Origin of the sequence: Caballeronia sp. GAWG2-1, assembly GCF_023631405.1 — a bacterium.
In the GTDB taxonomy this organism is placed as follows: domain Bacteria; phylum Pseudomonadota; class Gammaproteobacteria; order Burkholderiales; family Burkholderiaceae; genus Caballeronia.
Genome location: NZ_JALQDD010000034.1, coordinates 17,702 through 40,440, shown reverse-complemented (window position 1 = coordinate 40,440; position 22,739 = coordinate 17,702). Strand labels below are relative to the sequence as shown.

Sequence of the window (22,739 nt, the reverse complement as noted above, 5' to 3'; positions counted from 1 at the left end):
CATCACCCTTTTGAGAACTACGGCAACCATAGGAGTGCCCGATGAAAGAACGCCTCTTGGTCATGAACGGTCAACGCATCGTTCAGGCCGAAAAGGACGGCGCTTGGACGAATCAGAAAGTAGACAAGGCGGGCGCGTTGAAGCCCGGCATCTACAACCTGTACACGGCCCAAGCGGCCGACAAGAAGCAGACCCACGCCGGCGTGATCGTTCATGCCGACGCCACCAACGTGTACCAGCAGATCGGCAAGAACTTTGTCATGCACGCTCGGTCAGATTTCGATAAAGTACCTGAAATTGGGAGCGCAAAGAGCATCAGCTACAACGCCCAGGGCAAGGCGGCAGTCGCCGCAGAGGCCCCGAAACTGACGCGGGGGCGCTCCATGTAGCTTTAGCGGCTAAAAAGGAGGCACGCCCTTGAAACGACTCACCATCCCCGGCAGCGGCACCGAGAGCCGCGCCACCAAGCCGGCCCGCGTCAGCGCGCCGGCCACCCTCGGCGGTGCCGCCTTCGGCGCTTCGCGCGAGGACACCGGAGCCGACTTGCTGGAGGCCGCCCAGGCGGCCGAGATCGAGCAGCAGGCCACCCTAGAGGCGGCCCCGGTCGAGCAGTCCTACCCCGAAACCCTGGCGCTCTACGTGCAGGCCAAGCACGACCAGGTGGAGCACATCGAGGACAGGCTAGAAAACCTGATCGACCGGCAGCAGGCCCGTTTGCAGCAGACCCAGGCGTCCGCGCCTGGCCGGCTTTCCTTGCCCGGCTCTAAGCGAGCCTGGCAGAACCAGCAGGCGCAGCAGCAGGCCCGCTTGCAGACGCTTCACGCGCGCCTGGAGGCCGTCCGCGAGATCAAGGAAGGCATGGGCCTGCACTCGCCGAAGATCGAAGAGCTGGCGACGCGCAAGATGCGCGCCGAGAACCCCGAGCTGGCTTCCGATTGGGATGCCATGCGCGAGGCCGCCCGCCGGCATGAGCTGCTGATGCGCAAGCAGGAGCAGGAGCGCAAGCAATCCCAGGCCCAGGAGCGGCCAGGGAGATCGCAGTCCTTGGGCCTGTCAGCCAGGCCCGCATAAAAACGAAGCCCGGCGGTCGCCGGGCTTTTTTCTCGAGCATCGCCATTTCTGGCGAGGGAGGCCCGCCGAGGGCCTGGTGGAATCATCCTGCAGCATCGTCACAAGCGACGATGCCGGGAGCTGGCCAGCATCGCCGAACCTGGCGATGCCGCCGGCGCGGTCGACCATCGCCAGTTCTGACGATGAGATCCCGCATCGCCATCTACAGCGAGGCCCACAGGGCCAGGCCGGCGGCCACGACCGCCATGCCGGCCGCGACCATGTTCATCATGGCGACGCGCCGCGCCTCGCGGATCGGCGCGACGAGCTGCGCCGTCACCGCCTCAACCTCACGCCGCACGGCCTCGGCGGCCGCCTTCGCGCCCTCCTGCATTCCCCGCGTCATGGCGTCCTTGCTGGCCGCCAACGCCGCGTTGAGCGTCCTTTCCGCCTTTCCCTTGGCGTCATCACCCCATCGGTGGGCGATGGACTCCAGTTCCGACTTGAAGGCGTCCAAGATTTCCTGCTGGGCCGATGCGCTGTCCTGCATCAGCTTCATGTTGATGGTCTGGAGGATCAAGATCGGATCGTCGCGGCCCACGGCGATGCCGTGCTTGGCCGCGATCTCCCGTATCAGCTCCTCGATCTTGTCGTCGGCCGCCATCAGAGCACCGCCGCGTTTTCGAGCTGGGCGAAGAGCTGGGTTTTCACGATCTTGAGCCGCTGCCGCGTCATGATCGTGAGCGCCGAATCGGCCAGGGCCTCATCGAAGGTGCGCCGATCCTGGAGCATTTCGGCGAAGTCGCGGCCGTAGGTTTCCTCTTTCAGCGCCGGAATCTGGATGATGGCGGACACACGGCCCTTGTTGGTCGTGTACGCCTTCAACTGCTCGAACCCCTTGCCCTCGTGCTCGATTGGCCCCCAATACGGGTTCAGCCAGACCACGAACAGGCATTCGGCCGGGAACTGGCTGGCGAGCTGGGCGAAGCCGCTCACCGTGTCCACCAGGGCCTGGCCGCCGGTGACGACCGTATGCACCACGAGTTCGTGGCCCATGTCCTGGAGCAGCGCCGGCACCTGGTTGCTGATGAGGTAGTGCGACAGCGGCACGAACGAGCTGGCCCCGTTGTCGATGATGACGTCGCCCTCGGCCGACGCGATCATCTCGACCAGGGCGTCGAAATTCCGGGTGTTGATCTCGTCGCCGTCCATGATGTTGAGCCGGCGCACGTTGAGGGCTTTGTAGCCCTCGAACGTCGCGTTCACCGGATCGGTGTCGATGCAAAGCGGCTTCTGTCCCTTGCCGGCTTTGTACTGCGCGATGGTGGCCGCGATCATCGACTTGCCGACGCCGCCCTTGCCTTGCAGAACCATGTGAATTTTCGCCATTACAGTAAATCCTCTTTCTTTGGAGTCGCATCAAACGTGAAGCCGCCGATCTTGGGCGGCTCACTCTTGGATTCCGAGGCCGGCGGGGCGGCCTTCGGCTCGGGCTTCGCGCCCTTGGGCTGGCTGTCCGGGGGAGTGGCGGGAGGCGGCGGGGAAGCTACCGGCGCGGCCTTGATGTACCGCTTCACGTGCTGGGTGAAGGTTTCGTACCGACAGCGCAGCCGGCCGGTTTCCTTCATGTGCTCCCAGATCGTTTTCATCGCATAGCCCGCATCGAGCGCCGCTTGAACGTCGCTCTTGACGGCCAGGAACGCGACCACGTGCTTGTCCTGGCGCGGCTTCTTGGCTTCCCGTCCCTTCACCCATTCAGCCAGCTCTTCGGGGTAGGTCTTTGGCATCGTGTTCGTCCATCTAATCCTCTCATCGCAAATGTAACGCTACTAAGCGGCGCTACGGAAACGCAAAAAGTCCGCTATCGGCGTGCATTGGCACGCTTCGATAGCGGCATTATGGGCCATTGTGGCGGTTTTCGCTATATCCGTTGCTGCTTTTGCGGCCTGATAGCGCGATAGTTGCGGATAAATCGTAATGGCTGGTGTAGACTTTCCTTGGTGTTATTAACGCCGTAAGGCGGGCAGGATGTGTGAAGTTAGCTAACCGGCGAGCCGGTTATCTATCTTCACTGTCCCTTATTCGCGCCGGGGGCGCTCAACGGGTCATCCTGCTCTGCGAGGCAGCCGGCTACCGCCGGCATGAGAGACGAGGCGAGGCATGGAGAACGACGAAAAGGAACACGGCCGCCGGCGGCGGCAGCACCTGCGGGTGCCGGTGTTCCCCGAAGAGAAAGACGAGATCGAGGCGAACGCCAAGAGGGCGGGCGTCAGCGTGGCGCGCTATCTGCGCGACGTGGGCCAGGGCTACCAGATCAAGGGCGTCATGGACTACCAGCACGTGCGCGAGCTGGTGCGCGTCAACGGCGACCTTGGCCGCCTTGGCGGCCTGCTCAAGCTCTGGCTGACCGATGACGTGCGAACGCTCCAGTTCGGCGAGGCGACCATCCTGGCCCTGCTGGGCCGGATCGAGGCCACCCAGGACGAAATGAGCCGGATCATGAAGGCCGTGGTTCAGCCGAGGGCCGAGCCTTGACTTCTTTAGCGGCTAAAAAGCCGGAGGGGCGGCCATGATCGCCAAGCACGTGCCGATGCGCTCGCTTGGCAAGAGCGACTTCGCGGGCCTGGCGAACTACATCACCGACGCCCAAAGCAAAGACCACCGGCTGGGCCACGTGCAGGCGACGAACTGCGAAGCCGGTTCCATCCAGGACGCCATCACGGAGGTGCTGGCGACCCAGCACACGAACACCCGCGCGAAGGGCGACAAGACCTACCACCTGATCGTCAGCTTCCGGGCCGGCGAGCAGCCCAGCGCCGACACCTTGCGCGCGATTGAGGAACGCATCTGCGTCGGGCTGGGTTATGGCGAGCATCAGCGAATCAGTGCCGTCCACAACGACACCGACAACCTGCACATCCACATCGCCATCAACAAGATTCACCCGACGCGGCACACGATGCACGAGCCGTACTACCCGCACCGGGCGCTGGCGGAACTCTGCACGGCCCTGGAGCGCGACTACGGCCTGGAGCGCGACAACCACGAGCCGCGCAAGCGCGGCGCGGAGGGCCGGGCCGCCGACATGGAGCGGCATGCCGGCGTTGAAAGCCTGGTCGGCTGGATCAAGCGCGAGTGCCTGGACGAGATCAAGGGCGCGCAGTCCTGGCAGGAACTGCACCAGGTCATGCGGGACAACGGAATGGAGCTGCGCGTCCGCGCCAATGGCCTCGTGTTCGAGGCCGGCGACGGAACGATGGTGAAGGCGAGCACAGTAGCCCGCGACCTTTCCAAGCCGAGCCTGGAGGCGCGGCTTGGCCCGTTCGAGGCTTCGCCCGAACGGCAGGCGCAAACCACCGCGAAGCGGCAGTACCGCAAAGACCCCATCCGCCTTCGCGTCAACACCGTGGAGCTGTACGCGAAGTACAAGGCCGAGCAGCAGAGCTTGACCACGGCGCGCGCCCAGGCCCTGGAGCGCGCCCGGCATCGCAAGGATCGGCTGATCGAGGCGGCCAAGAGGTCGAACCGCCTGCGCCGCGCCACGATTAAGGTGGTCGGCGAGGGCCGCGCGAACAAGAAGCTGCTGTACGCCCAGGCGAGCAAGGCCCTGCGCAGCGAACTCCAGGCGATCAACAAGCAGTTCCAGCAGGAGCGCACGGCCCTCTACGCCGAGCACAGCCGGCGCACGTGGGCCGACTGGCTCAAGAAGGAGGCGCAGCACGGCGGCGCCGACGCCCTGGCCGCCCTGCGCGCCCGCGAGGCGGCCCAGGGCCTCAAGGGCAACACCATCCGGGGCGAGGGCCAGGCGAAGCCCGGCCACGCGCCGGCGGTGGACAACATCACGAAGAAGGGGACGATCATCTTCCGCGCCGGCATGAGCGCCGTGCGCGATGACGGTGACCGCCTGCAAGTCTCCCGCGAGGCCACGCGCGAAGGGCTGCAAGAAGCCCTGCGCCTGGCGATGCAACGCTACGGCAACCGCATCACCGTCAACGGCACGGTGGAGTTCAAGGCGCAGATGATCCGCGCCGCCGTCGATTCCCAGCTACCCATCACCTTCACCGATCCGGCTCTTGAGAGCCGGCGGCAGGCGCTTTTGAACAAGGAGAACACCCATGAGCGAACCGAAAGACCAGAGCATCGAGGACGAACTGGACGCGGCGCTGGCGGCCCTGGACAGCGGCCCGCTGCCGACCAGCACGCTACCGGAGCCGCAGCCGTCGCCCGAGCAGGCGACGGCCGGCCAGCCGCCGGCCGAGGCGACCGCGCCGACGCCGGCCTTCACGCCGCCACCGTCCACCGGAAGCCCGACGTTGGACGCCTTGGAAGAAAACCGCCGCCCCAAAGCCAGCACCGTTTGCGAGCACTGTCCGAACTCGGTGTGGTTCGCATCGCCGGCGGAAGTGAAGTGCTATTGCCGCGTGATGTTCCTCGTCACGTGGAGCAGCAAGGAACCCAACCAGATCACGCACTGCGACGGGGAATTTCTCGGCCAGGAACAGGAGTAGGCCAGACGCCGCCGGGCGTCGCCGCCGCCGACAAGTACATCGCCGAACGCGAGGCAAAGCGCCTAAAAGGTTTCGATATACCGAAGCATTCCCGATATACTGCCGGTGATGGTGCGCTCACGTTCCAGGGCACCAGGACTATCGAGGGCCAGGCGCTGGCCCTCTTGAAACGAGGTGATGAGGTCATGGTTATGCCCATCGACCAGGCCACGGCCCGGCGCTTGACGCGCATCGCGGTCGGCGATGCCGTCTCGATCACCGCGAAAGGCTCCATCAAAACGTCGAAAGGAAGGAGTAGATGAAGATCAAGATGAACAACGCGGTAGGGCCGCAAGTCCGAACCGCCAAACCGAAGCCGAGCAAGCTGCTGCCGGTGCTGGGCGCGGCCTCGATGGTCGGCGGCCTCCAGGCCGCGACGCAGTTCTTCGCCCACACGTTCGCCTATCACGCGACCCTCGGCCCCAACGTGGGCCACGTGTACGCGCCCTGGTCGATCCTGCACTGGACGTACAAGTGGTACAGCCAGTACCCGGACGAGATCATGAAGGCCGGCAGCATGGGGATGCTGGTTTCGACCGTGGGCCTGCTGGGCGTGGCCGTGGCGAAGGTCGTCACGTCCAACAGCTCGAAGGCGAACGAGTACCTGCACGGCTCGGCCCGCTGGGCCGAGAAGAAGGACATTCAGGCGGCCGGCCTGCTGCCACGCGAGCGCAACGTCCTGGAGATCGTCACCGGCAAGGCCGCACCCACGGCTACCGGCGTGTACGTGGGCGGCTGGCAGGACAAGGACGGCAATTTCTTCTACCTGCGGCACAGCGGCCCCGAGCACGTGCTGACCTACGCGCCCACGCGCTCGGGCAAGGGCGTCGGCCTGGTGGTGCCCACGCTGCTGTCGTGGGGCGCGAGCAGCGTCATCACCGACTTGAAGGGCGAGTTGTGGGCCTTGACCGCCGGCTGGCGGCAGAAGCACGCCAAGAACAAGGTGCTGCGCTTCGAGCCGGCCAGCACCTCGGGCGGCGTCTGCTGGAATCCGCTGGACGAAATCCGCCTCGGCACCGAATACGAGGTGGGTGACGTGCAGAACCTTGCCACGCTGATCGTTGACCCGGACGGCAAGGGCCTGGACTCGCACTGGCAGAAGACCGCCTTCGCGCTCCTGGTCGGCGTGATCCTGCACGCGCTGTACAAGGCCAAGGACGATGGCGGCACCGCCACGCTGCCGTCCGTCGATGCGATGCTGGCCGACCCGAACCGGGACATTGGCGAGCTTTGGATGGAAATGGCGACCTACGGGCACGTAGACGGCCAGAACCATCACGCCATCGGCTCGGCGGCCCGCGACATGATGGATCGGCCCGAGGAAGAAGCCGGATCGGTGCTGTCCACGGCCAAGTCGTACCTGGCCCTGTACCGCGACCCCGTGGTGGCCCGCAACGTCAGCCGGTCGGACTTCCGCATCAAGCAGTTGATGCACGAGGACGACCCGGTAAGCCTCTACATTGTCACCCAGCCCAACGATAAGGCCCGCCTGCGGCCGCTGGTGCGCGTCATGGTGAACATGATCGTGCGCCTGCTGGCCGACAAGATGGACTTCGAGGGCGGCCGGCCGGTGGCGCACTACAAGCACCGGCTCTTGATGATGCTGGACGAGTTCCCGAGCCTCGGGAAGCTGGAGATCATGCAAGAGTCGCTGGCCTTCGTGGCCGGCTACGGCATCAAGTGCTACCTCATCTGCCAGGACATTAACCAGCTCAAGAGCCGCGAGACGGGCTACGGCCACGACGAAAGCATCACGTCGAACTGCCACGTGCAGAACGCCTACCCGCCCAACCGCGTCGAGACGGCCGAACACCTGTCCCGCCTCACCGGGCAGACCACCGTGGTGAAGGAGCAGATCACGACCAGCGGCCGCCGCACGGCGGCGATGCTGGGCCAGGTGTCGCGCACTTACCAGGAAGTGCAGCGGCCCTTGCTGACGCCCGACGAATGCCTGCGCATGCCGGGGCCAAAGAAGAACGCCCAGGGCGAGATCGAAGAAGCCGGCGACATGGTGATCTACGTCGCGGGCTACCCGGCGATCTACGGCAAGCAACCCCTGTACTTCAAAGACCCAGTGTTCTCGGCACGCGCCGCGATCCCTGCGCCCAAGGTCAGCGACCGCCTGCGCGCCGTCGCACAGGCCGAGACGGAAGGGGAGGGCATCACGATATGAGCCGCATCCTGAAACGCATCGCGGCAGGCGTCGTCATCGCGGGCGTGGCCGCCCTGCTGCTGGCCGCCGGCGGCTATGCCGCCGGTGCCCGCGTGAACACCACCAAGAGCATTCCGGTCGGCCTGTACTGGACGAGCAGCGCGCCGGTGGAGAAGGGGGCCTACGTCCTCTTCTGCCCGCCGCAGCTCGGCGTGTTCGATGACGCCAAGGAGAGGGGCTACATCGGGGCCGGCTTCTGCCAGGGCGGCTACGGCTACATGATGAAGCGCGTTTTAGCCGCTAAAGACGATGCCGTCGCCGTCGCCGATGACGGCGTGCGCGTCAACGGCGAGCTGCTGCCCCTCAGCGCGCCGATCAAGGCCGACAAGGCCGGTCGGCCGCTGCCGCGCTATCAGTCCAACAGCTACACGCTCGGCAATTCCGAGGTGCTGCTTATGTCGGACGTGAGCGCCACATCCTTCGACGGCCGCTACTTCGGCCCGATCAATCGTTCGCAAATCAAGACCGTGATCCGTCCGGTCATCACCTGGTAGGGAGACACACCATGCGCCTTTTCATCGCAGAAAAGCCGTCCGTCGCCAAGGCCATCGCCGGCGAGCTGGGCGCGACCGGCAAGGGCGACGGCTTCATCGAGTGCGGCACCGACAAAGTGACCTGGTGCTTCGGGCACATGCTCGAACAGGCCGACCCCGACGAGTACACGCCCGATGACGTGCCGCGCGGCCAGTCCGGCAAGAAGGTCTGGCGCGTCGATGAGCTGCCCATCATCCCCGAGAGCTGGATTCTCAAGCCCAAGGACGACGCGAAGAAGCAGCTCGCCGTGATCGGCAAGCTGCTCAAGGAGGCCAAGGAGATCGTCAACGCCGGCGACCCCGACCGCGAAGGCCAGTTGCTGGTTGACGAAGTGCTGGAGCACTTCCGCAACAGCAAGCCGGTGCGCCGCTTTTGGGTGAGCGCGCAGGACTCCGTTTCCGTCAAGCGCGGCCTGGCCGCGTTGAAGGAGAACACCACCTATGCAGGCTGGGCCGACGCTGCACGCGGGCGGCAGCGCGCCGACTGGCTGATCGGCATGAACCTCAGCCGCGCGTACACGCTGCGCGCGCAGCGCGGCGGCTCGCGCGCCCTGCTGACCGTGGGCCGCGTGCAGACGCCGACGCTGGCCCTCGTGGTCGCCCGCGACCGCGAGATCGAGGCATTCAAGGCCGTGCCGTACCACACCATCCGGGCGGTGGTGCAGCACGCCGGCGGCAGCTTCGCCGCCGCATGGAAGGCGAAGGAGGATCAAGCCGGTCTGGACAGCGAAGGCCGCCTTGTCGATACCGCCGTCGCCGACGCCCTGGTGGCCGCCGTCAAGGGCCAGCCGGGCACCATCGCCGCGTACAAACAGGAGGCCAAGAAGCAGAACCAGCCGCTGGCCTTCGCCCTGTCCGACATTACGGCACTGGCCTCGGCCAAGTTCGGCTACAGCGCCGAGGACGTGCTGAACACCTGCCAGGCGCTCTACGAGACGCACAAGCTGACCTCGTACCCGCGCACCGACTGCGCCTACCTGCCGGAGTCGCAGCACGCCGACGCGCCGCGCGTGCTGGAGGCGATCAAGCACGTCAACCCCGAACTGGCCGGCCTGGTCGATGGTGCCGATCCGCGTATCAAGTCCAAGACGTGGGACGACTCGAAGATCACCGCGCACCACGGCATCGTGCCGACCATGCAGAAGGGCAGCAAGGCCGCCCTCAGCGAGCGCGAGCGCAACATCTACGACCTGATCGTGCGCGCCTACCTGGCGCAGTTCTACCCGCTGCACGAGTACATGCAGACCACCGTGGGCGTCGAGATCGCGGGCGAGAACTTCGCCGCGAGCGGCAAGGTAGTCACGCGCAACGGCTGGCGTGACGTGTACAGCCAGGCCGACGAGGAAGGCGAGAAGGACGAGGACGACGACAGCGGCACGCAGGCCCTGCCGTCGATGGCCCAGGGCGACGCCGTGACCTGCACGGACGCCACCCGCAAGGACGCCAAGACGAAGCCGCCAGCGCGCTTTACCGAGGGCACGCTGATCCGCGCGATGGAGAACATCCACAAGTTCGTCAGCGATGCCGAGCACAAGAAGATGCTGCGCGAGGGCGACGGCATCGGCACGTCGGCCACCCGTGCGTCGATCATTTCCGAGTTGAAGCGGCGCGAGTTCCTGGCCGTCAAAGGCAAGCAGATCATCAGCACGACCCTCGGCCGCAGCGTCATCGACGCGCTGCCCGAGGTTGTGAAAAGCCCGGTGCTGACCGCGCTCTACGAGCGGATGCTGAAAGGCGTCGAGCAGGGCACGGCCGCCCTGGACGCCTTCATCACGAAGCAAGAGACGTTCATCCGCGACCAGGTGGCGAAGGCCAACAGCGGAGCCGTGACCATCGCCGGCGGCAAGGAAGCCGCGCCGGTGTCATCCCTTCACAAGTGCATGGCCTGCGGCAGCGGCTTGTCGCGCCGGCCGAGCAAGAAGAAGGGGCAATTCTGGTGGGGTTGCAGCAACTTCCCCACATGCAAGCAGACCTACCCCGACCTCAAGGGTCGGCCCGACTACAGCAAGGGCCGCAACGGCCCGGCATCCGAATGACCACAGCGAAGGAGATCGACCATGAACGAGCAAACCACCACCAACACCGCCGCCCACGACGAGCCGCTGGCCGTCCTGCCGCCGGTTGACGACGACGCCGCCGGCCGCGAGGCCGTGCGCGAGAAGATGGCCGACGCGCTGACGCCCGGCTTCCAGGTCGAGTTCGACCCCGACGAAGCCGAGCGCGTGGGCGCGTTCGTGGAGGACGCGCTGTCCGAGCAGGACGCCGCCGCGAGCGGCGACGACCTGGTGGAAGTCGATGGCGCGCTGGAGCCGGCATTCCTGGACGACGAAGGCCCGAGCGCCGACATCCCGCCGTTCATCACCACCACGAACGCCCGCGAGCTGTACGACCTGCGGCCCGGCGAGACGGTTGCCCAGGCCGCCGCGCGCAAGGCGTCGGAGGGCTGACCCATGCCGATCACGAAAGCCGAGGCGCAAGGGGTGACGCGGGCTTTCGTCCGCGACTACCCCGGCGCGCTGGAGCTGGCCTACAAGTTCCGCGAGGACGCGGCCGAGCTGTACGGGCCGCGAGCGGCCGAGGTGCCGGCCGACATGAAGGGCGGCTACGTGCCCAAGGAGACGCTGCACGCCGGCCGCGCCTACCGTGGCCGCGTGGACGTGCCCTTGCAGAACGTCGAGAGCGCCGGCGACCTACTGATGACGCTGCGGCACGAGGTGCTAGGCCACTACGGGGCCAACACCTTCGCGCCGGGCGAGAAGCGCGCCTTGCTGGACGGCCTGGCGGCCGCCCGCAACGAACCCACCCTCAAGCCGCTATGGGATGACGTGAACCGGCGCTATGCCGGCCAGTCCCTGGACGTGCGCGCCGAGGAAGTGTTTGCCCTGCACTGCGAGGGCATCGAGCCGAGCCAGCACCAGGTCGCCGACCAGGTGCAGCAGCGCGGCCAACAGTCATTCACGGAAACCTGCATCGCCCGCGTGCGGCCCATGCAGGCCGACGACCTGCACAACATCGTGTGCATGGTCGCCCAGGGCCTGCGCGACCGTTCCCGGACACAGCAGAACTTCCCTCAGTTCAACGAGCTATTCCGAAGGGACGAGAACATGGAGCCGAAGAAGCCGTTTCACGAAGTCGTGGCCGAAAAGCTGATCGAGCAGCTCAAGGCCGGCACCGCACCGTGGCAAAAGCCGTGGGAGCCGGGCGAACCCAACGCCTACCTGCCGATGAACCCGACCACCGGCAAGCGGTACAAAGGGATCAACGCCATCCACCTGATGGCCCAGGGCCGCAGCGATGCGCGCTGGATGACCTACAAGCAGGCCGCCGCCGTGGGCGCGCAGGTTCGCAAGGGCGAGAAAGGCACGCCGGTTCAATACTGGAAGTTCAGCGAAGAGCAAGACAAGCTGGACGACAGCGGCCGGCCCGTCCTCGATGCGAAGGGCCAGCCGGTCAAGGAAACCGTCATGCTGGAGCGGCCGCGCGTGTTCTTTGCGACCGTGTTCAACGGCGAGCAGATCGACGGCCTGCCGCCGCTCCAGCCGAAGAAGGAACAGACTTGGAACGCCGTCGAGCGCGCCGAGCACATCCTGAAAGCCTCGGGCGCGACGATCACCCACGCCGCCGGTGATCGGGCGTTCTACCGCCCTTCGACCGACAGCATCACCCTGCCGGAGCGCGGCCAGTTCCCCAGCTCCGACCGCTACTACGCGACCGCGCTGCACGAGCTGGGCCACTGGACGGGCCACGCTTCGCGCCTTGACCGCGACCTGGCGCACCCGTTCGGGAGCGAGGGGTACGCCAAGGAAGAGCTGCGCGCCGAAATCGCTTCCATGATCGTCGGCGACGAGCTGGGCATCGGCCACGATCCGGGCCAGCACGCCGCCTATGTGGGTTCGTGGATCAAGGCGCTGCAAGACGAGCCGCTGGAGGTGTTCCGCGCGGCCGCCGATGCCGAGAAGATTCACGACTACGTGCTGGCCTTCGAGCAGAAGCAGGTTCAGGAGCAAGACCAGCAGCAGAGCCAGGCCCAGGACGAAGCCGTGGCCCAGGCCCTGGCCGTGGACATTGCCGAAGTCCTGGACAACCCGGACGTGTCTTTCAGCCACTACCAGGCATTCCAGGGCGACACCCTGGAAGACGCCTTGCGCAGCCGTGGCCTCGAAACCGTGGGCAGCATCACCGGCACCGATCCCGAGCAGTTCTACGCGGTCGCGCATGACCGGCTGTCGCCGGTGTTCGGCATCGACCCGAGCCACACCGACACCGACAACGCCTACCTGGAGCGCAAGGGCTTGGCGCAAGAGTTCGCCAACATGGCCGAACAGCTCCACCTCGCGCAGCAGCTCCAGCAGCACGGCGAACAGATCGTGTCGAGCATCGACGCCGAAGCCAGGTGGAGCGACGGCCAGCGCATCTTTGCGTTCCACGACCAGGACGGTGAACCCCACCAGGTTCGCAGCCTGGACGAGCTGAACAACTACGCGCCCGACCAGTTGATGGCCCTGCCGGCGCTGACCCAGCAGCAAGCGGCCGTCGCAGACCAGGAGGCGAACATGACCCCACCGACCAACGACCAGGCGGCCGCCCTGCTGGCCGCCCATCCTGCCGACGCGGTGCAGGGCATCGAGCAGGCCGCCGCCGCGCGCCGGCAGCTCGCCGCCGGCGAGATCGACGGCCAGGCGTTCGCCGACGCGACCCGTCAACACCTTGGCGTTGAGCTGCCGCCCGACTGGAGCGGAGAGCTGCGCATCGTCGGCGTGGCCGAGCAGGACGGCCAGACCGTCGATGCCGCCCAGGCCGGCATCGAGCCGCAGGCGTTCCAGGTCTACGCGCGCAAGGCCGATGCGCAGTTCGGCGAGGACGCCTTTGCCTTCGTCGCCGGCACCCGCACCGAGGGCCAGGCCGAGGCTCTGACCGAGCGCCTGCACCTGGTCGATGCGCTGGGCACCGACAACCAGCACGAGCGCGCCGCCAAGCTGGCCCGCGTGCAGGAAGAGCGTGTACGGCGCGACCCCAACGCGACCGAAGAGGACATTTCAGCCGCTAAAGAGGCACGCAAGACCGCCGAGGCGTCGGCCATGCTCAACGACAGCGACGCGCAGCGCCGCGCGGCCGAGCTGGAGCGCCAGGAACGCGAGCGGCAGCAGGCGCAGCCGCAGGCCGAGAAGCCCGAACGGCAGTACATCAACGTGCCGTACAAGGAGAAGGACGAGGCCAAGAGCCTCGGGGCGCGTTGGGATCGGCAGCAACAGTCCTGGTACGTGCCGCCGGGCACCGATGCCGCTCCCTTCGCCAAATGGGCGCAGGGAGCCGCTACAGCGGCCGTAGAGCCGCGTTCGGCCCAGCCGGCACCCGAAGCCCAGGGCGAGGCGCAGAAGCCCGCGCAGCAGGCCCAGCAGGCCCGCCAGTACCTGGCCGTGCCCTACGAGCAGCGCAACGCGGCCAAGGCCGCCGGCGCGCTTTGGGACAAGGCCGCGAAGTCCTGGTATGTCGGCCCGCGCGCCGACGCGGCGAAGCTCGAACGCTGGAAGCCCGAGAACGTGCAGGCCCAGCAAGGGCCAGCGATGACGCCAAGGGAAGAGTTCGCCGAGGCCATGCGCAGCGCCGGCCTGTTCACCGGCAGCAACGCCCAGGGCGATCACCCGATCATGGATGGCAAGCGGCACCGCGTGCCGGTCGAGGGCGGCAAGAAGGGCGCGCTCGATGGCTTCTACGTGGGCCACCTGGACGGGCACCCGGCCGGGCGGATCATCAACAACAAGACCGGCACGGACATTACCTGGAAGAGCAAGGGCTACGCCTTGAGCGACCAGGAGAAGGCCAAGCTCCAGGCCGAGGCGGCCGAGAAGCTGGCACAGCGAGCCGTCGAGCAGGACAAGGCCCAGGAGGCCACCGCGCAGCGCGTCGGTCGGCAGATGGCCGACCTCGTGCCCATCGAGCAGCCGACGCCCTACCTGCAAGCCAAAGGCATCCAGGCGCAGGCCGGCGTGATGACCGACCGCGAAGGCCAGAAGACCTACATCCCGGCCTTCGACGCAGAGGGCAAGCAATGGACGATGCAATACATCCAGGAGGACGGCACTAAGCGGTTCGCCAAGGACTCGAAGAAGGAAGGATGCTTCCACCCGGTCGGCGGCATGGACGCCCTGGCGGCCGCGCCGGCGCTGGTGATCTCGGAGGGCTACGCCACGGCGGCCCAGGTGGCCGAGGCCGTGGGCCACGCCACGGTCGCCGCCTTCGACAGCGGCAACCTTGAGGCCGTGGCGAAGGCGCTGCACGCCAAGTTCCCGGACAAGCCGATCATCATCGCCGGCGACGACGACCGGCACCTGGTCATGACCCACGGCAACAACCCCGGCCGGGAGAAGGCCGAGGCGGCCGCCCAGGCCGTGGGCGGCAAGGCGATCTTCCCGATCTTCGCGCCGGCCGAGAACACCTACCCGCGCGACTTGCCCGCCATCACGCCCGACAGCTTCAAGACCCACCTGCGCGCCGAGCAGCGCCTTGCCGACGCCGCCGCCGGCAAGGTCGAGCTGGCCGGCGACGAGGCGGCCAAGCTCAAGGCGTCGATGTTGAGCGGCGCGCAGATCGCGGCGCTGTCCACGATGAAGCAGCACACCGACTTCAACGACTTGGCGCACAAGAGCGAGCTGGGCATCGAGGGCGTGAAGCGGCAGATCGGCGCGGCCATCAGCCAGGTGCAGCGCGACGAGCAGCAGCACCAGGAGCAGAAGCACGTCGAGAAAAAGCAACAGCAGATCGAGCAGCGCCCACGGCGGGCCGCTCGCATCGGATAAGTCGAAAAATCCGGCTAAAGTGGCCGAGCTGCACATCAGGCCGCGCGGTTTTCCTCCCTGATCGCCGGCGCGGTTTCTTCCTCCCTGAACCGCATGCAGACTTGCCGCCTCGGACACCCCGAGGCGGTTTTTTTTCGCCTCGCTCGAGCATCGCCGCATCCGACGATGCCGAGACGACCAGGCCGCGCACGTCGAGCTGCAGCATCGCCATTGCCGACGATGGCACCAGGTCGCCGGCGGTGGCCACCGACCTCGAGCTCGCATCGCCACATCCGACGATGCGCGCCGGCGTCGACCATCGCCAGGTCTGACGATGGCGGCCGCCCTGCCCTGGATCTCGCATCGCCATTTCTGGCGATGAGATCCACGGAGCGGCCATTTAGACCCGCCAATAACGACCCGGCCAAGATAAATCGCATGACGGCCTTTTTGGCCGGGGGTAGCATGACCGGACACTTTGCGTATACCCAAAATGACCGGAGGAACCCATGACCAGCCGCAACGGCTACTTCCCAGGCAAGACCAAGGCGAAGCGCAGCGCGATCATCACGCCGCGCACCGCCCAGGAAACACAGATTGCGGCCATGCCGCGCCAGTCACGCGCAGCGCGCCAGGCGCTCGCCAAGACGCCACCGCTGCGCGTCGGCGGCGATGGCCTGGTCGAAGGTGCCGACCGCATCATGCGGACGCCGACCGAGCACCAGGCCGCCGGCGTCGCTTTCAAGGTCGCGCGCATCTACTTGCGCGTCAGCACCGACGAGCAGGACTTGACCAGGCAGGCCGCCATCGTGGAGAGCACCAGGGCCGCCGGCTTCTACGTCGCCGGCATCTACCGCGAGAAGGCTTCGGGCGCTCGCGCCGATCGCGCCGAGCTGCTGCGCATGATCGGCGACCTGCAACCCGGTGAAGTCGTCGTTGCGGAGAAGATCGACCGCATCAGCCGCCTGCCGCTGCCCGAGGCCGAACGCCTCGTGGCCTCGATCCGCGCCCAGGGCGCGCGCCTGGCTGTCCCTGGCGTGGTCGATCTATCCGACCTGGCCGCCGAGGCGAAGGGCGTGGCAAAGGTGGTGCTGGAGTCGATCCAGGACATGCTTTTGAAGCTGGCGTTGCAGATGGCCCGCGACGACTACGAGGATCGCCGCGAGCGGCAGCGGCAGGGCGTCGAGCTGGCGAAGGACGCCGGCCGCTACACCGGCCGCAAGGCCAACACAAAGGTGCATGAACGCATCGTGGCGCTGCGCAGCGCAGGCCACAGCATTCCAGAGACGGCCAGGCTGGCCGGGTGCAGTGAAAGCCAGGTCAAGCGCGTATGGGCGCTGCACAACCAGGCGCAGGCGTGACCTACTCGGCCGCCTCCAGCTCGCGCAGGCATTCCATGATCGCCGCCCGCTCCAGCGGATCGAGCTTGGCGAGCTTCGCTTGCCAGCGGGCTTTCTTCCGCTTGATGCGCTCGCGCTCGCGGAAGTTGCTGCCGAGGTAGCGCAGATCGTGCAGCTCGGCCGGCTCGGGGTAGTTCATCCACAGCCGTTCGATAGCGATGCCGCCGCGCGTCATCGCGTTGAAGTCGATGGTTCTCCATGACGCCAAGGGAGAGCTGTCATAGATCGTTGAGCTGTAGCCCGACACCATCACCGCGCACGGCAAGCCGGCCAGCACGTCGAGCAGCCGCACGTGGTCGGCGTCGTCGTATTCGTGGCGGTATAGCTTGCCGCCGCGCCGGCTGTCCATCACGTAGGGCGGATCGGCGTAGACGAACTCGGAGCCGGTGAACTGGTGGGACTCCAGCCAGGCCACGGCGTCGCCGTGGTGCAGCTCCAGGCCGGGCACGTCGAGCTGCTGCCAGACCTCGATCACCTCGGGATCAACGTCGATGCCGACGCTGCGGGCAGCGGGCCGCTTGCGCTCCAGGATGTTGCCGCCGCCCAGGTGCGTTTCGATGTACGTGTCGTGAGGCGGGATGTTGTTGATGATCGTCTGGTAGACGCCGGCACCGCCCTTGCCGCCGGGGTATCTCATGGCCTTCTTCCTGGAGTAAATCGGGACTTGGCCAGCATCGTCAGAAATGGCGATGCTGTCAAGGGAAGCCGGCCGGGCCTGCATCGTCAGAGCCGACGATGCGAAGCTGCTGGAGCGACCTGCAGCACCGCCAGGAATGGCGATGCCGGATCGCTCAGTAGGTGGGGATGTAGACCACCTCAATGTCCACGCGCTGGTTCTCGCGCCGGCCCTCGGCCGTCGAGTTGTCTGCCACGAAATCGGCGGCCGATGCGAAGTTCACCATGATCTTGAGCGGCGAGACGCCGCGCGCCACCAAGTACGACCTGGCCGAGAGCGCACGGCGTAGTGCAAGGGCCTCATCGGCCGCGCTGGGCCGTAGTGTGCTGGTGCGCCCGCTGATGTAGATGATCGCCGCATTCCTAGCGTCGGCCAGCAGCTCCAGGGCCTCTGGCGTCGGCTGGAATGTCGCGCTGCTGTCGGGGAAGGACACCGATACGCCGGACTTGATCGGCGTGCCGAAGTTGCCGGCGTCGCCGGCGGCCAGTGCGCTTTGCGCGCTGACCAGGAACGCCAGAGAGAGGGCCAGAAGAACGGGTTTTCGCATGGGGCAGGACTCCAATCAGAAGAACAGGTAGCCGGCCTTGCTCATGGGGATGCGGATCAACCAGAGCGAGGCCAGGTGCAGCGGGTAATAGGCGTAGAAGGCCCAGCGCAGGCGCGGCACGCGCACATCCACCCGCGAGGCCAGGAAGAGCACCGGCAGGGCTGCCAAGGCCCACAGGTTGCGATTGACGAACCACAGGGCCGCGCAGGCCAGCACCGCGACCGCCGCGGCGGCCCAGCTCGGCCGGCGCGTGTACGACCACACCGCCAGGCCGAAAGCCACGGCCGGCCACCAATATTCGACCGAGCTGCCGCCGACCAGGAACACCACGCCGGCGGCCGCCAGGTGCAGCTTGCCGCCACGTTCGACCAGGTAAGCCGTGGCCGTGACGACCAGCAGCGTGAACATCACGTTGAGCGGCCACCAACCGGCGTACAGGCCGCCGAGGGCCACGAAGGGCACGGAGGCCAGCGCGCCGAACATCGCCAGGCGCGACATGGTGCGGCCGTACACGCCGCGTTCGAGCGTGCCCGGCCGGGCCAGGTTGTAGGCCAGGACGAACACGAAAAGGGGGAGCGCCACGCGGCCGGCCTCGAACAGCACCGGCAGCGTCGCGTTGAACAGGTACTTGTTGACGTGATCGCCGGTCATGAGAACCAGTGCGAGCCACTTCAACGCTTCGACGGTTCCATCAGGAATCCGCAGGGCCTTCATCAGCGCCGGCCCCCGCGAATCGCGTAGGCGCGCAGCACCAGGAAGATGATGTAGAGCGCTGGCAGTGAGAGCACGAAGGCGATGGGCTTGCCGATCCACGCCGGCAGCGCCCACAGCAGAAGGCCCAAGGCGAAGATCGGGCCGAGGCCCAGCAGAAGCAAATCGAGCTGGTTCTTGGCCTGCCCTTCCGCCCACTTGCAATAGGCTTGAAGCAACCGGCCGACGCCCAGCGTGTACCGCATCATGAAGGCGTGGAATTTGTCCATGTTTAGCCGCTAAATCGGAAGAGCCGGCCTACTCGGCCGACCCCTCGCGTGAAGTGTTGAAAGACACCGTGCGGGGCACGTAGCCGGCCACCGACACGCTGCGAGCTGCTGCGGCCGCTGGGGCGGCCTGCTGGGGTGCTGGTGCCGGCCTGGCCGCCGGCGTCGCCCGCTGGGCCACCGTCGCGGGCTGGCTGGGCGTCGAGGGCGTGGCCCCGGCCTTCGTCACGTCAAGCGTGACGAACCGAGCTTCGAGCCAATCGGCCCACTTCGACGCCTTGCGCATCAAGTCGGCCCGGTACACCGCGTTGTACTGCGGCGTGCGCGAGTGGTAGTTCGCCGCCTTCGTCCAGAGGTCGCCCTTGTCGTTGCGGATGTGCATCCGCAGCCGCCAGGCGGCCAGGTCGAACGAGTAGCAGCCGGCAGCCGCCACATCGTTCGCCGTGATGCCGTATCGGGCCAGGTCGCCCAGGTACGCGGTGTTGAACTGCATCGGGCCAACGTCATGCGTGCCATTCGAGTTGCGCACCCACTGGCCCGGCTTGCCGCCCTCTTTCTCGGCGACGGCCAACACGATGTTGACCGGCACCTCGTACTTGACGGCGGCCGAGATCGAGCAGACGACGCGCTCCTGGAGCTGCGGCGGCAGATCGGCGAAGAACGGCATGCCCTCCCCTCCCTCAGTTCAGCCAGGACTGACGGCGGCGCTCTTCGTCCTCGCGCCGGATGCGTTCGTTGTACTCGGCCAAGGCGCGGTCATAGTCGCGCGCTTCGACCCAATACCCGCCCCGCTCTGGCGTCCCGACATAGCGCGGCAGCGTGCCGCTGCTGGCGAAGTCGGTGTAGGCGTGGCCGGTGTAGGCCCCGCAGTAGTCAGGCAACTGGTTGCTGATGTACGTGCGCCCATCGTCGTAGCCGCCCGTCCACATCACCAACGTCGAGTTCAGCGACTGCGCGTCGCACCGGCCAGCGCCGCGCGAGATCGCCGACACGAGCGACTGCATTTCCGGCGTCTGGCTCGCCACCGGGCAAAGCTGGAGGAAGTTCAGGCGGGCGCGGATCGTGTCCGACAGCTTGCGCTTCGTGATGTTGAAGTACCGCGACAGCGACGGCGTGCATTCGCTCGGGCGCGTGCCCGACGACAGGCACAGGATCGCCTCGCAGGCCAGGCGCGTGTCGCCGGTCAGCACGTCTTGCGCGCTGGCCGTGCCGGCGGTCGATCCGAGGGCTGCCACGAGGGCGGCCAGGGCAAACAGTTTCTTCTTCATGGTTGGACTCTCCTTGGTTACGCAGTTGTGCCGTCGCGGCCTTGCTCGCGGTTGGCGAACGCAGCTACTTCGGACTCGGGATCGGCATCGGCAGGGCCGCCTGCCAGGCTGTTGTCGCCGAAGCTCGGCGCGGGCTGCTGGTCGGGCACGTCGATGTTCTCGGCCGTGCCGCTTCCTTGCGCCTTGATCGCGGCGGCGATCTTTCCGCCAGTGGTGTCGGCGATCCGCTCGGCTGCGGCTTCGCGCAGGCTCGCGGCTTTGGCCTTGGCAACATCGGCGGTTCCCTTCGCCAAGTTCGCGCCGGCGTCGGCGGCGATGCGGCCGGCCGTGCCGAGGGCCGATGCGGCCGATGCGAGCAAGCCGGGGCCGGTGCTGCCCGGTGCGGCCTGCTGCCCTTGCCCTGCCCCGCCGGCGGGCTTGGGTTCGTTCTTGGCGGCCTTGTCGGCACTGCTGCCGGTGCTGGCCGTCGAGCTGCTGCCCTGGCCGCCGGCGTCGGCTTTGCCGCCGCCCTTATCGCCGCCCTTCGAGCTGCCCGAGCTGCTGCCGGTCGAGGGGCTGCCGCCACCCGACGAAGAGCCACCGCCGGAGCTGCCGCTAAAGCCCGCAGCCTGAGCGAAGGGCGTGCTGCCGGTGCCGGCGTCGCCGCCGCCGCCCGCACCGCCGCCCGAGCTGCCGCCGCCCGAGAAGGCCGACATAACGTCCGTGCCTGCCGACACGTTCTCATTGGCCTTCGAGAAGGCGGCCATGACGGCAGAGGCACCACCGGCGGCCGAGGCTGCGCCGGCGGCCAGAGCGGCGCCGCCGGTCGCGGCCGCTGCTGCTGCCATGCCTGCGGCACCCAACGCAGCACCTGCACCGAACTGGCCGATGCCGGCACCGCCCACGCTCGCGCCGGTGATGATCCCGGCGATGAGCGGCGGAATCTTGTTGACCAACGCCAAGAGGATGATGACGACGATCAGCATCACGCCCATTTCCTTGAGGCTGATGCCGGCGCTCATGCGCGAGTAGTAGTCATCGAGGAAGGTCTTGCCGATGCCCACCAGGAGCACCATTGCGAAGAGCTGCGCGGCCACGCCCAGGACGACCTTGTAGTAGTTGATCGCCATGTCGGAAGTCCAGCGCGAACCACCGAAGCCGAGGAAGAACACGCCGCCGTAGGCGAGCACCCAGCCCGACGCGAGCAGCAGAAGCATATTCACACCGACCAGGGCCAGGATGACCAGGATCGCCACGGCCATGAGGATGCCGGCCATGCTGTCCACCGGCGACCACACCGAGGACTGATCCATCACCTTGTCGAAGATCGCAAAGCCCACGTCCACGATGCCCGAGGGCGACAGAGCATTGCCCAGGCCCGTCGCGTTGCCGGCGAGCTGCCGCAACGACGCATAGATGGACGAGGCGAAGTTAGGGCCGTTGGTTAGCGCCCACCAGAAGAAGCCGGTAAAGATCGTGAAGCGGACGAACTCCGCGAAGAACTCGCCAATGTCGGCCTTGCGCAAGGCCATCATGCCGAACGTCCAGACCATCGAGATCACAACCAGCGTCCAGAAGAGCCAGGTTGCGGCCGTGGTGATGACACCGGCCCAGCCGCTCGCGGCGGCCTGGTAGCGATCCAGCACGCTATCGAACACGCCGGCGTTGTCGATGGCCGCGTGGGCATCGACCGCGAAGAACGCCAGCCAGACGAACAGCGGCAGGGCGAGGGTTTTTAGATTGGCTGGCATTCTCATCGTCAGCACCTCACCATTCGCGTTTCGGGCTGGGCTTGAAATCCCCACCACGACGCAAGCACAGCGACGAAAAAGCCTGCTGGACGCCCTTGTCCTCGATCTTGGCGATGTTCTCGGGCTTGCAGTTCTCGTCGTTCACTTCCGGCATGGGGGCCGTGGCCGGCTTGTTGTCGCAGCCGGCGACCAAGGCCGCCACGAGGGCGGCCGAGGCCAAGGACAGAGCCTTGATTGCTTTCATGAATCCCCCTTACCAGGTGCGCGCCGGGCTGGCCCGGTAGCTGCCCTGGCGCAGTTGTGCGGCCGCTGCCGCCTGCTGGGCTTCCTTGTCGGCGTCGGCCTGCATCTTGGTTGCCATCGCGTTCTGCTGCGCGATCAGCAGGCCACGAATCTGCAAGAGCTGGTTGGCCTGCTGGCTGGCGAGCTGGTTGGCGTAGCCGATGGCCTGCATTTGGCCCTGCGCGCCCTGCGCTGCCGATTGAAGACGCTGCAACGTCGCTGCATCGGCCGTGAGATTCGTTTGCTGCCTATCGAGGCCCTTGAACAAGGCATCGTTGGCCTTCTTCTGCGACTCGCTCGCGAGCTGGGCCACATTCCGAAGTGCTGCGCGTTCCGCGTCGGAGCACCCTGCCGCCGTAAAGCACGGCGAGTTCTTGTAGTAGTTCACGTCCTGGAACTTGCCGATGTAGCTGTCCAGGCTGCCGAGTTGGGTCTTGTAGTAATCCAGCGTGTTGACCGCGTTCATCAACCCGTTGATGGTCGATTGCGCCTGATCCCAGATATACGCGGCCGGGGCCATCGTGTTCTGGAGTTGGTTTTGATACTGCTGGAGCTGGGTGCTGTACTGCTCAATTTGCTTGAGCGTCTGGGCCACCGATTCGATGGCCGTCATGATGTTCTGCGACAGGTTGGTGCCGTCGATGACGGGGATGCCAGCCTGCACAGGTGTGACCGCCAGCGTGCTCGAAACAGCAATGACGAGGGCCAATTTAGCGGCTAAAAACTTCGGCTTCATGGTGC

Annotated in this window: 22 protein-coding genes; 10 read left to right on the top strand and 12 right to left on the bottom strand. The window is 66.7% G+C overall.

What is annotated here, in order from left to right:
- Positions 1–41: 41 nt before the first annotated feature.
- A complete protein-coding gene (gene kfrB / locus NCR98_RS23710) occupies positions 42–389 on the top strand; it encodes an IncP plasmid survival protein KfrB (RefSeq protein WP_000664557.1) in 348 nt (115 codons plus the stop codon).
- A gap of 28 nt (positions 390–417) precedes the next feature.
- Positions 418–1,071: an IncP plasmid survival protein KfrC gene (kfrC, locus tag NCR98_RS23705; RefSeq protein WP_000826922.1), complete on the top strand. Its 654-nt coding sequence runs from the start codon at positions 418–420 to the stop codon at positions 1,069–1,071.
- Between the two features lie 202 nt (positions 1,072–1,273).
- Here kfrC and NCR98_RS23700 read toward each other — a convergent pair whose 3' ends face one another.
- From NCR98_RS23700 to NCR98_RS23690, 3 genes are read right to left on the bottom strand one after another with little or no spacing between them, the layout of a single operon-like run.
- Positions 1,274–1,714 carry a conjugal transfer protein TraM gene (locus tag NCR98_RS23700; protein WP_000718516.1) on the bottom strand — a complete coding sequence of 147 codons (441 nt, stop codon included), beginning with the start codon at positions 1,712–1,714 and terminating at the stop codon, positions 1,274–1,276.
- Positions 1,714–2,439, bottom strand: coding sequence for a PRK13886 family protein (locus NCR98_RS23695; protein ID WP_011114058.1), 726 nt, complete (start codon positions 2,437–2,439; stop codon positions 1,714–1,716). Before NCR98_RS23695 ends, NCR98_RS23700 begins: the two co-directional genes overlap by 1 nt.
- Positions 2,439–2,837: a TraK family protein gene (locus NCR98_RS23690; protein ID WP_001127128.1), complete on the bottom strand. Its 399-nt coding sequence runs from the start codon at positions 2,835–2,837 to the stop codon at positions 2,439–2,441. Before NCR98_RS23690 ends, NCR98_RS23695 begins: the two co-directional genes overlap by 1 nt.
- A gap of 373 nt (positions 2,838–3,210) precedes the next feature.
- On the opposite strand from NCR98_RS23690, the gene traJ reads away from it, so the two are divergent.
- From traJ to NCR98_RS23650, 8 genes are all read left to right on the top strand, one after another.
- Positions 3,211–3,585 carry a conjugal transfer transcriptional regulator TraJ gene (gene traJ, locus NCR98_RS23685; protein WP_000426567.1) on the top strand — a complete coding sequence of 125 codons (375 nt, stop codon included), beginning with the start codon at positions 3,211–3,213 and terminating at the stop codon, positions 3,583–3,585.
- 34 nt (positions 3,586–3,619) lie between these two features.
- Positions 3,620–5,860, top strand: coding sequence for a TraI/MobA(P) family conjugative relaxase (traI, locus tag NCR98_RS23680; RefSeq protein ID WP_011114057.1), 2,241 nt, complete (start codon positions 3,620–3,622; stop codon positions 5,858–5,860).
- A complete protein-coding gene (locus NCR98_RS23675) occupies positions 5,857–7,770 on the top strand; it encodes a type IV secretory system conjugative DNA transfer family protein (RefSeq protein WP_000694765.1) in 1,914 nt (637 codons plus the stop codon). The genes traI and NCR98_RS23675 overlap by 4 nt, the downstream gene beginning before the upstream one ends.
- Complete coding sequence (gene traF, locus NCR98_RS23670; protein ID WP_006122512.1) at positions 7,767–8,303, top strand: conjugative transfer signal peptidase TraF; 537 nt, start codon at positions 7,767–7,769, stop codon at positions 8,301–8,303. Before NCR98_RS23675 ends, traF begins: the two co-directional genes overlap by 4 nt.
- An 11-nt stretch (positions 8,304–8,314) precedes the next feature.
- The gene (locus tag NCR98_RS23665; RefSeq protein WP_011114056.1) at positions 8,315–10,378 is read left to right on the top strand and encodes a DNA topoisomerase III; all 2,064 of its coding nucleotides are present in this window, start codon (positions 8,315–8,317) and stop codon (positions 10,376–10,378) included.
- A 21-nt stretch (positions 10,379–10,399) separates the two neighbouring features.
- A complete protein-coding gene (locus tag NCR98_RS23660) occupies positions 10,400–10,789 on the top strand; it encodes a protein TraD (protein WP_006122510.1) in 390 nt (129 codons plus the stop codon).
- A gap of 3 nt (positions 10,790–10,792) precedes the next feature.
- On the top strand, positions 10,793–15,139 hold the full coding sequence (locus tag NCR98_RS23655) for a zincin-like metallopeptidase domain-containing protein (RefSeq protein ID WP_011114055.1): 4,347 nt from the start codon (positions 10,793–10,795) through the stop codon (positions 15,137–15,139).
- Between the two features lie 488 nt (positions 15,140–15,627).
- On the top strand, positions 15,628–16,479 hold the full coding sequence (locus NCR98_RS23650; protein ID WP_011296189.1) for a recombinase family protein: 852 nt from the start codon (positions 15,628–15,630) through the stop codon (positions 16,477–16,479).
- Position 16,480: 1 nt separating this feature from the next.
- On the opposite strand, the gene NCR98_RS23645 is transcribed toward NCR98_RS23650, so the two are convergent.
- From NCR98_RS23645 to trbJ, 9 genes are all read right to left on the bottom strand, one after another.
- Positions 16,481–17,155 (bottom strand): DNA adenine methylase, encoded by a 675-nt coding sequence (locus tag NCR98_RS23645; protein ID WP_011178411.1) that lies wholly within the window; start codon positions 17,153–17,155, stop codon positions 16,481–16,483.
- 154 nt (positions 17,156–17,309) lie between these two features.
- Positions 17,310–17,741, bottom strand: a complete 432-nt coding sequence (locus NCR98_RS23640) for an OmpA family protein (RefSeq protein ID WP_001665065.1) — start codon at positions 17,739–17,741, stop codon at positions 17,310–17,312.
- Positions 17,742–17,756: 15 nt separating this feature from the next.
- Positions 17,757–18,455 carry a TraX family protein gene (locus NCR98_RS23635; RefSeq protein WP_011114053.1) on the bottom strand — a complete coding sequence of 233 codons (699 nt, stop codon included), beginning with the start codon at positions 18,453–18,455 and terminating at the stop codon, positions 17,757–17,759.
- A complete protein-coding gene (locus tag NCR98_RS23630) occupies positions 18,455–18,721 on the bottom strand; it encodes a hypothetical protein (protein ID WP_010890140.1) in 267 nt (88 codons plus the stop codon). The genes NCR98_RS23635 and NCR98_RS23630 overlap by 1 nt, the downstream gene beginning before the upstream one ends.
- A 28-nt stretch (positions 18,722–18,749) precedes the next feature.
- Positions 18,750–19,385: a transglycosylase SLT domain-containing protein gene (locus tag NCR98_RS23625; RefSeq protein WP_011114052.1), complete on the bottom strand. Its 636-nt coding sequence runs from the start codon at positions 19,383–19,385 to the stop codon at positions 18,750–18,752.
- A gap of 13 nt (positions 19,386–19,398) precedes the next feature.
- Positions 19,399–19,986, bottom strand: coding sequence for a TrbM/KikA/MpfK family conjugal transfer protein (locus tag NCR98_RS23620; protein WP_010890138.1), 588 nt, complete (start codon positions 19,984–19,986; stop codon positions 19,399–19,401).
- A 17-nt stretch (positions 19,987–20,003) separates the two neighbouring features.
- The gene (gene trbL, locus NCR98_RS23615) at positions 20,004–21,716 is read right to left on the bottom strand and encodes a P-type conjugative transfer protein TrbL (protein ID WP_015586029.1); all 1,713 of its coding nucleotides are present in this window, start codon (positions 21,714–21,716) and stop codon (positions 20,004–20,006) included.
- 16 nt (positions 21,717–21,732) lie between these two features.
- Complete coding sequence (gene trbK, locus NCR98_RS23610) at positions 21,733–21,960, bottom strand: entry exclusion lipoprotein TrbK (protein WP_000644148.1); 228 nt, start codon at positions 21,958–21,960, stop codon at positions 21,733–21,735.
- A gap of 9 nt (positions 21,961–21,969) precedes the next feature.
- Positions 21,970–22,734 carry a P-type conjugative transfer protein TrbJ gene (trbJ, locus tag NCR98_RS23605; RefSeq protein ID WP_010890135.1) on the bottom strand — a complete coding sequence of 255 codons (765 nt, stop codon included), beginning with the start codon at positions 22,732–22,734 and terminating at the stop codon, positions 21,970–21,972.
- Positions 22,735–22,739: the final 5 nt, after the last annotated feature.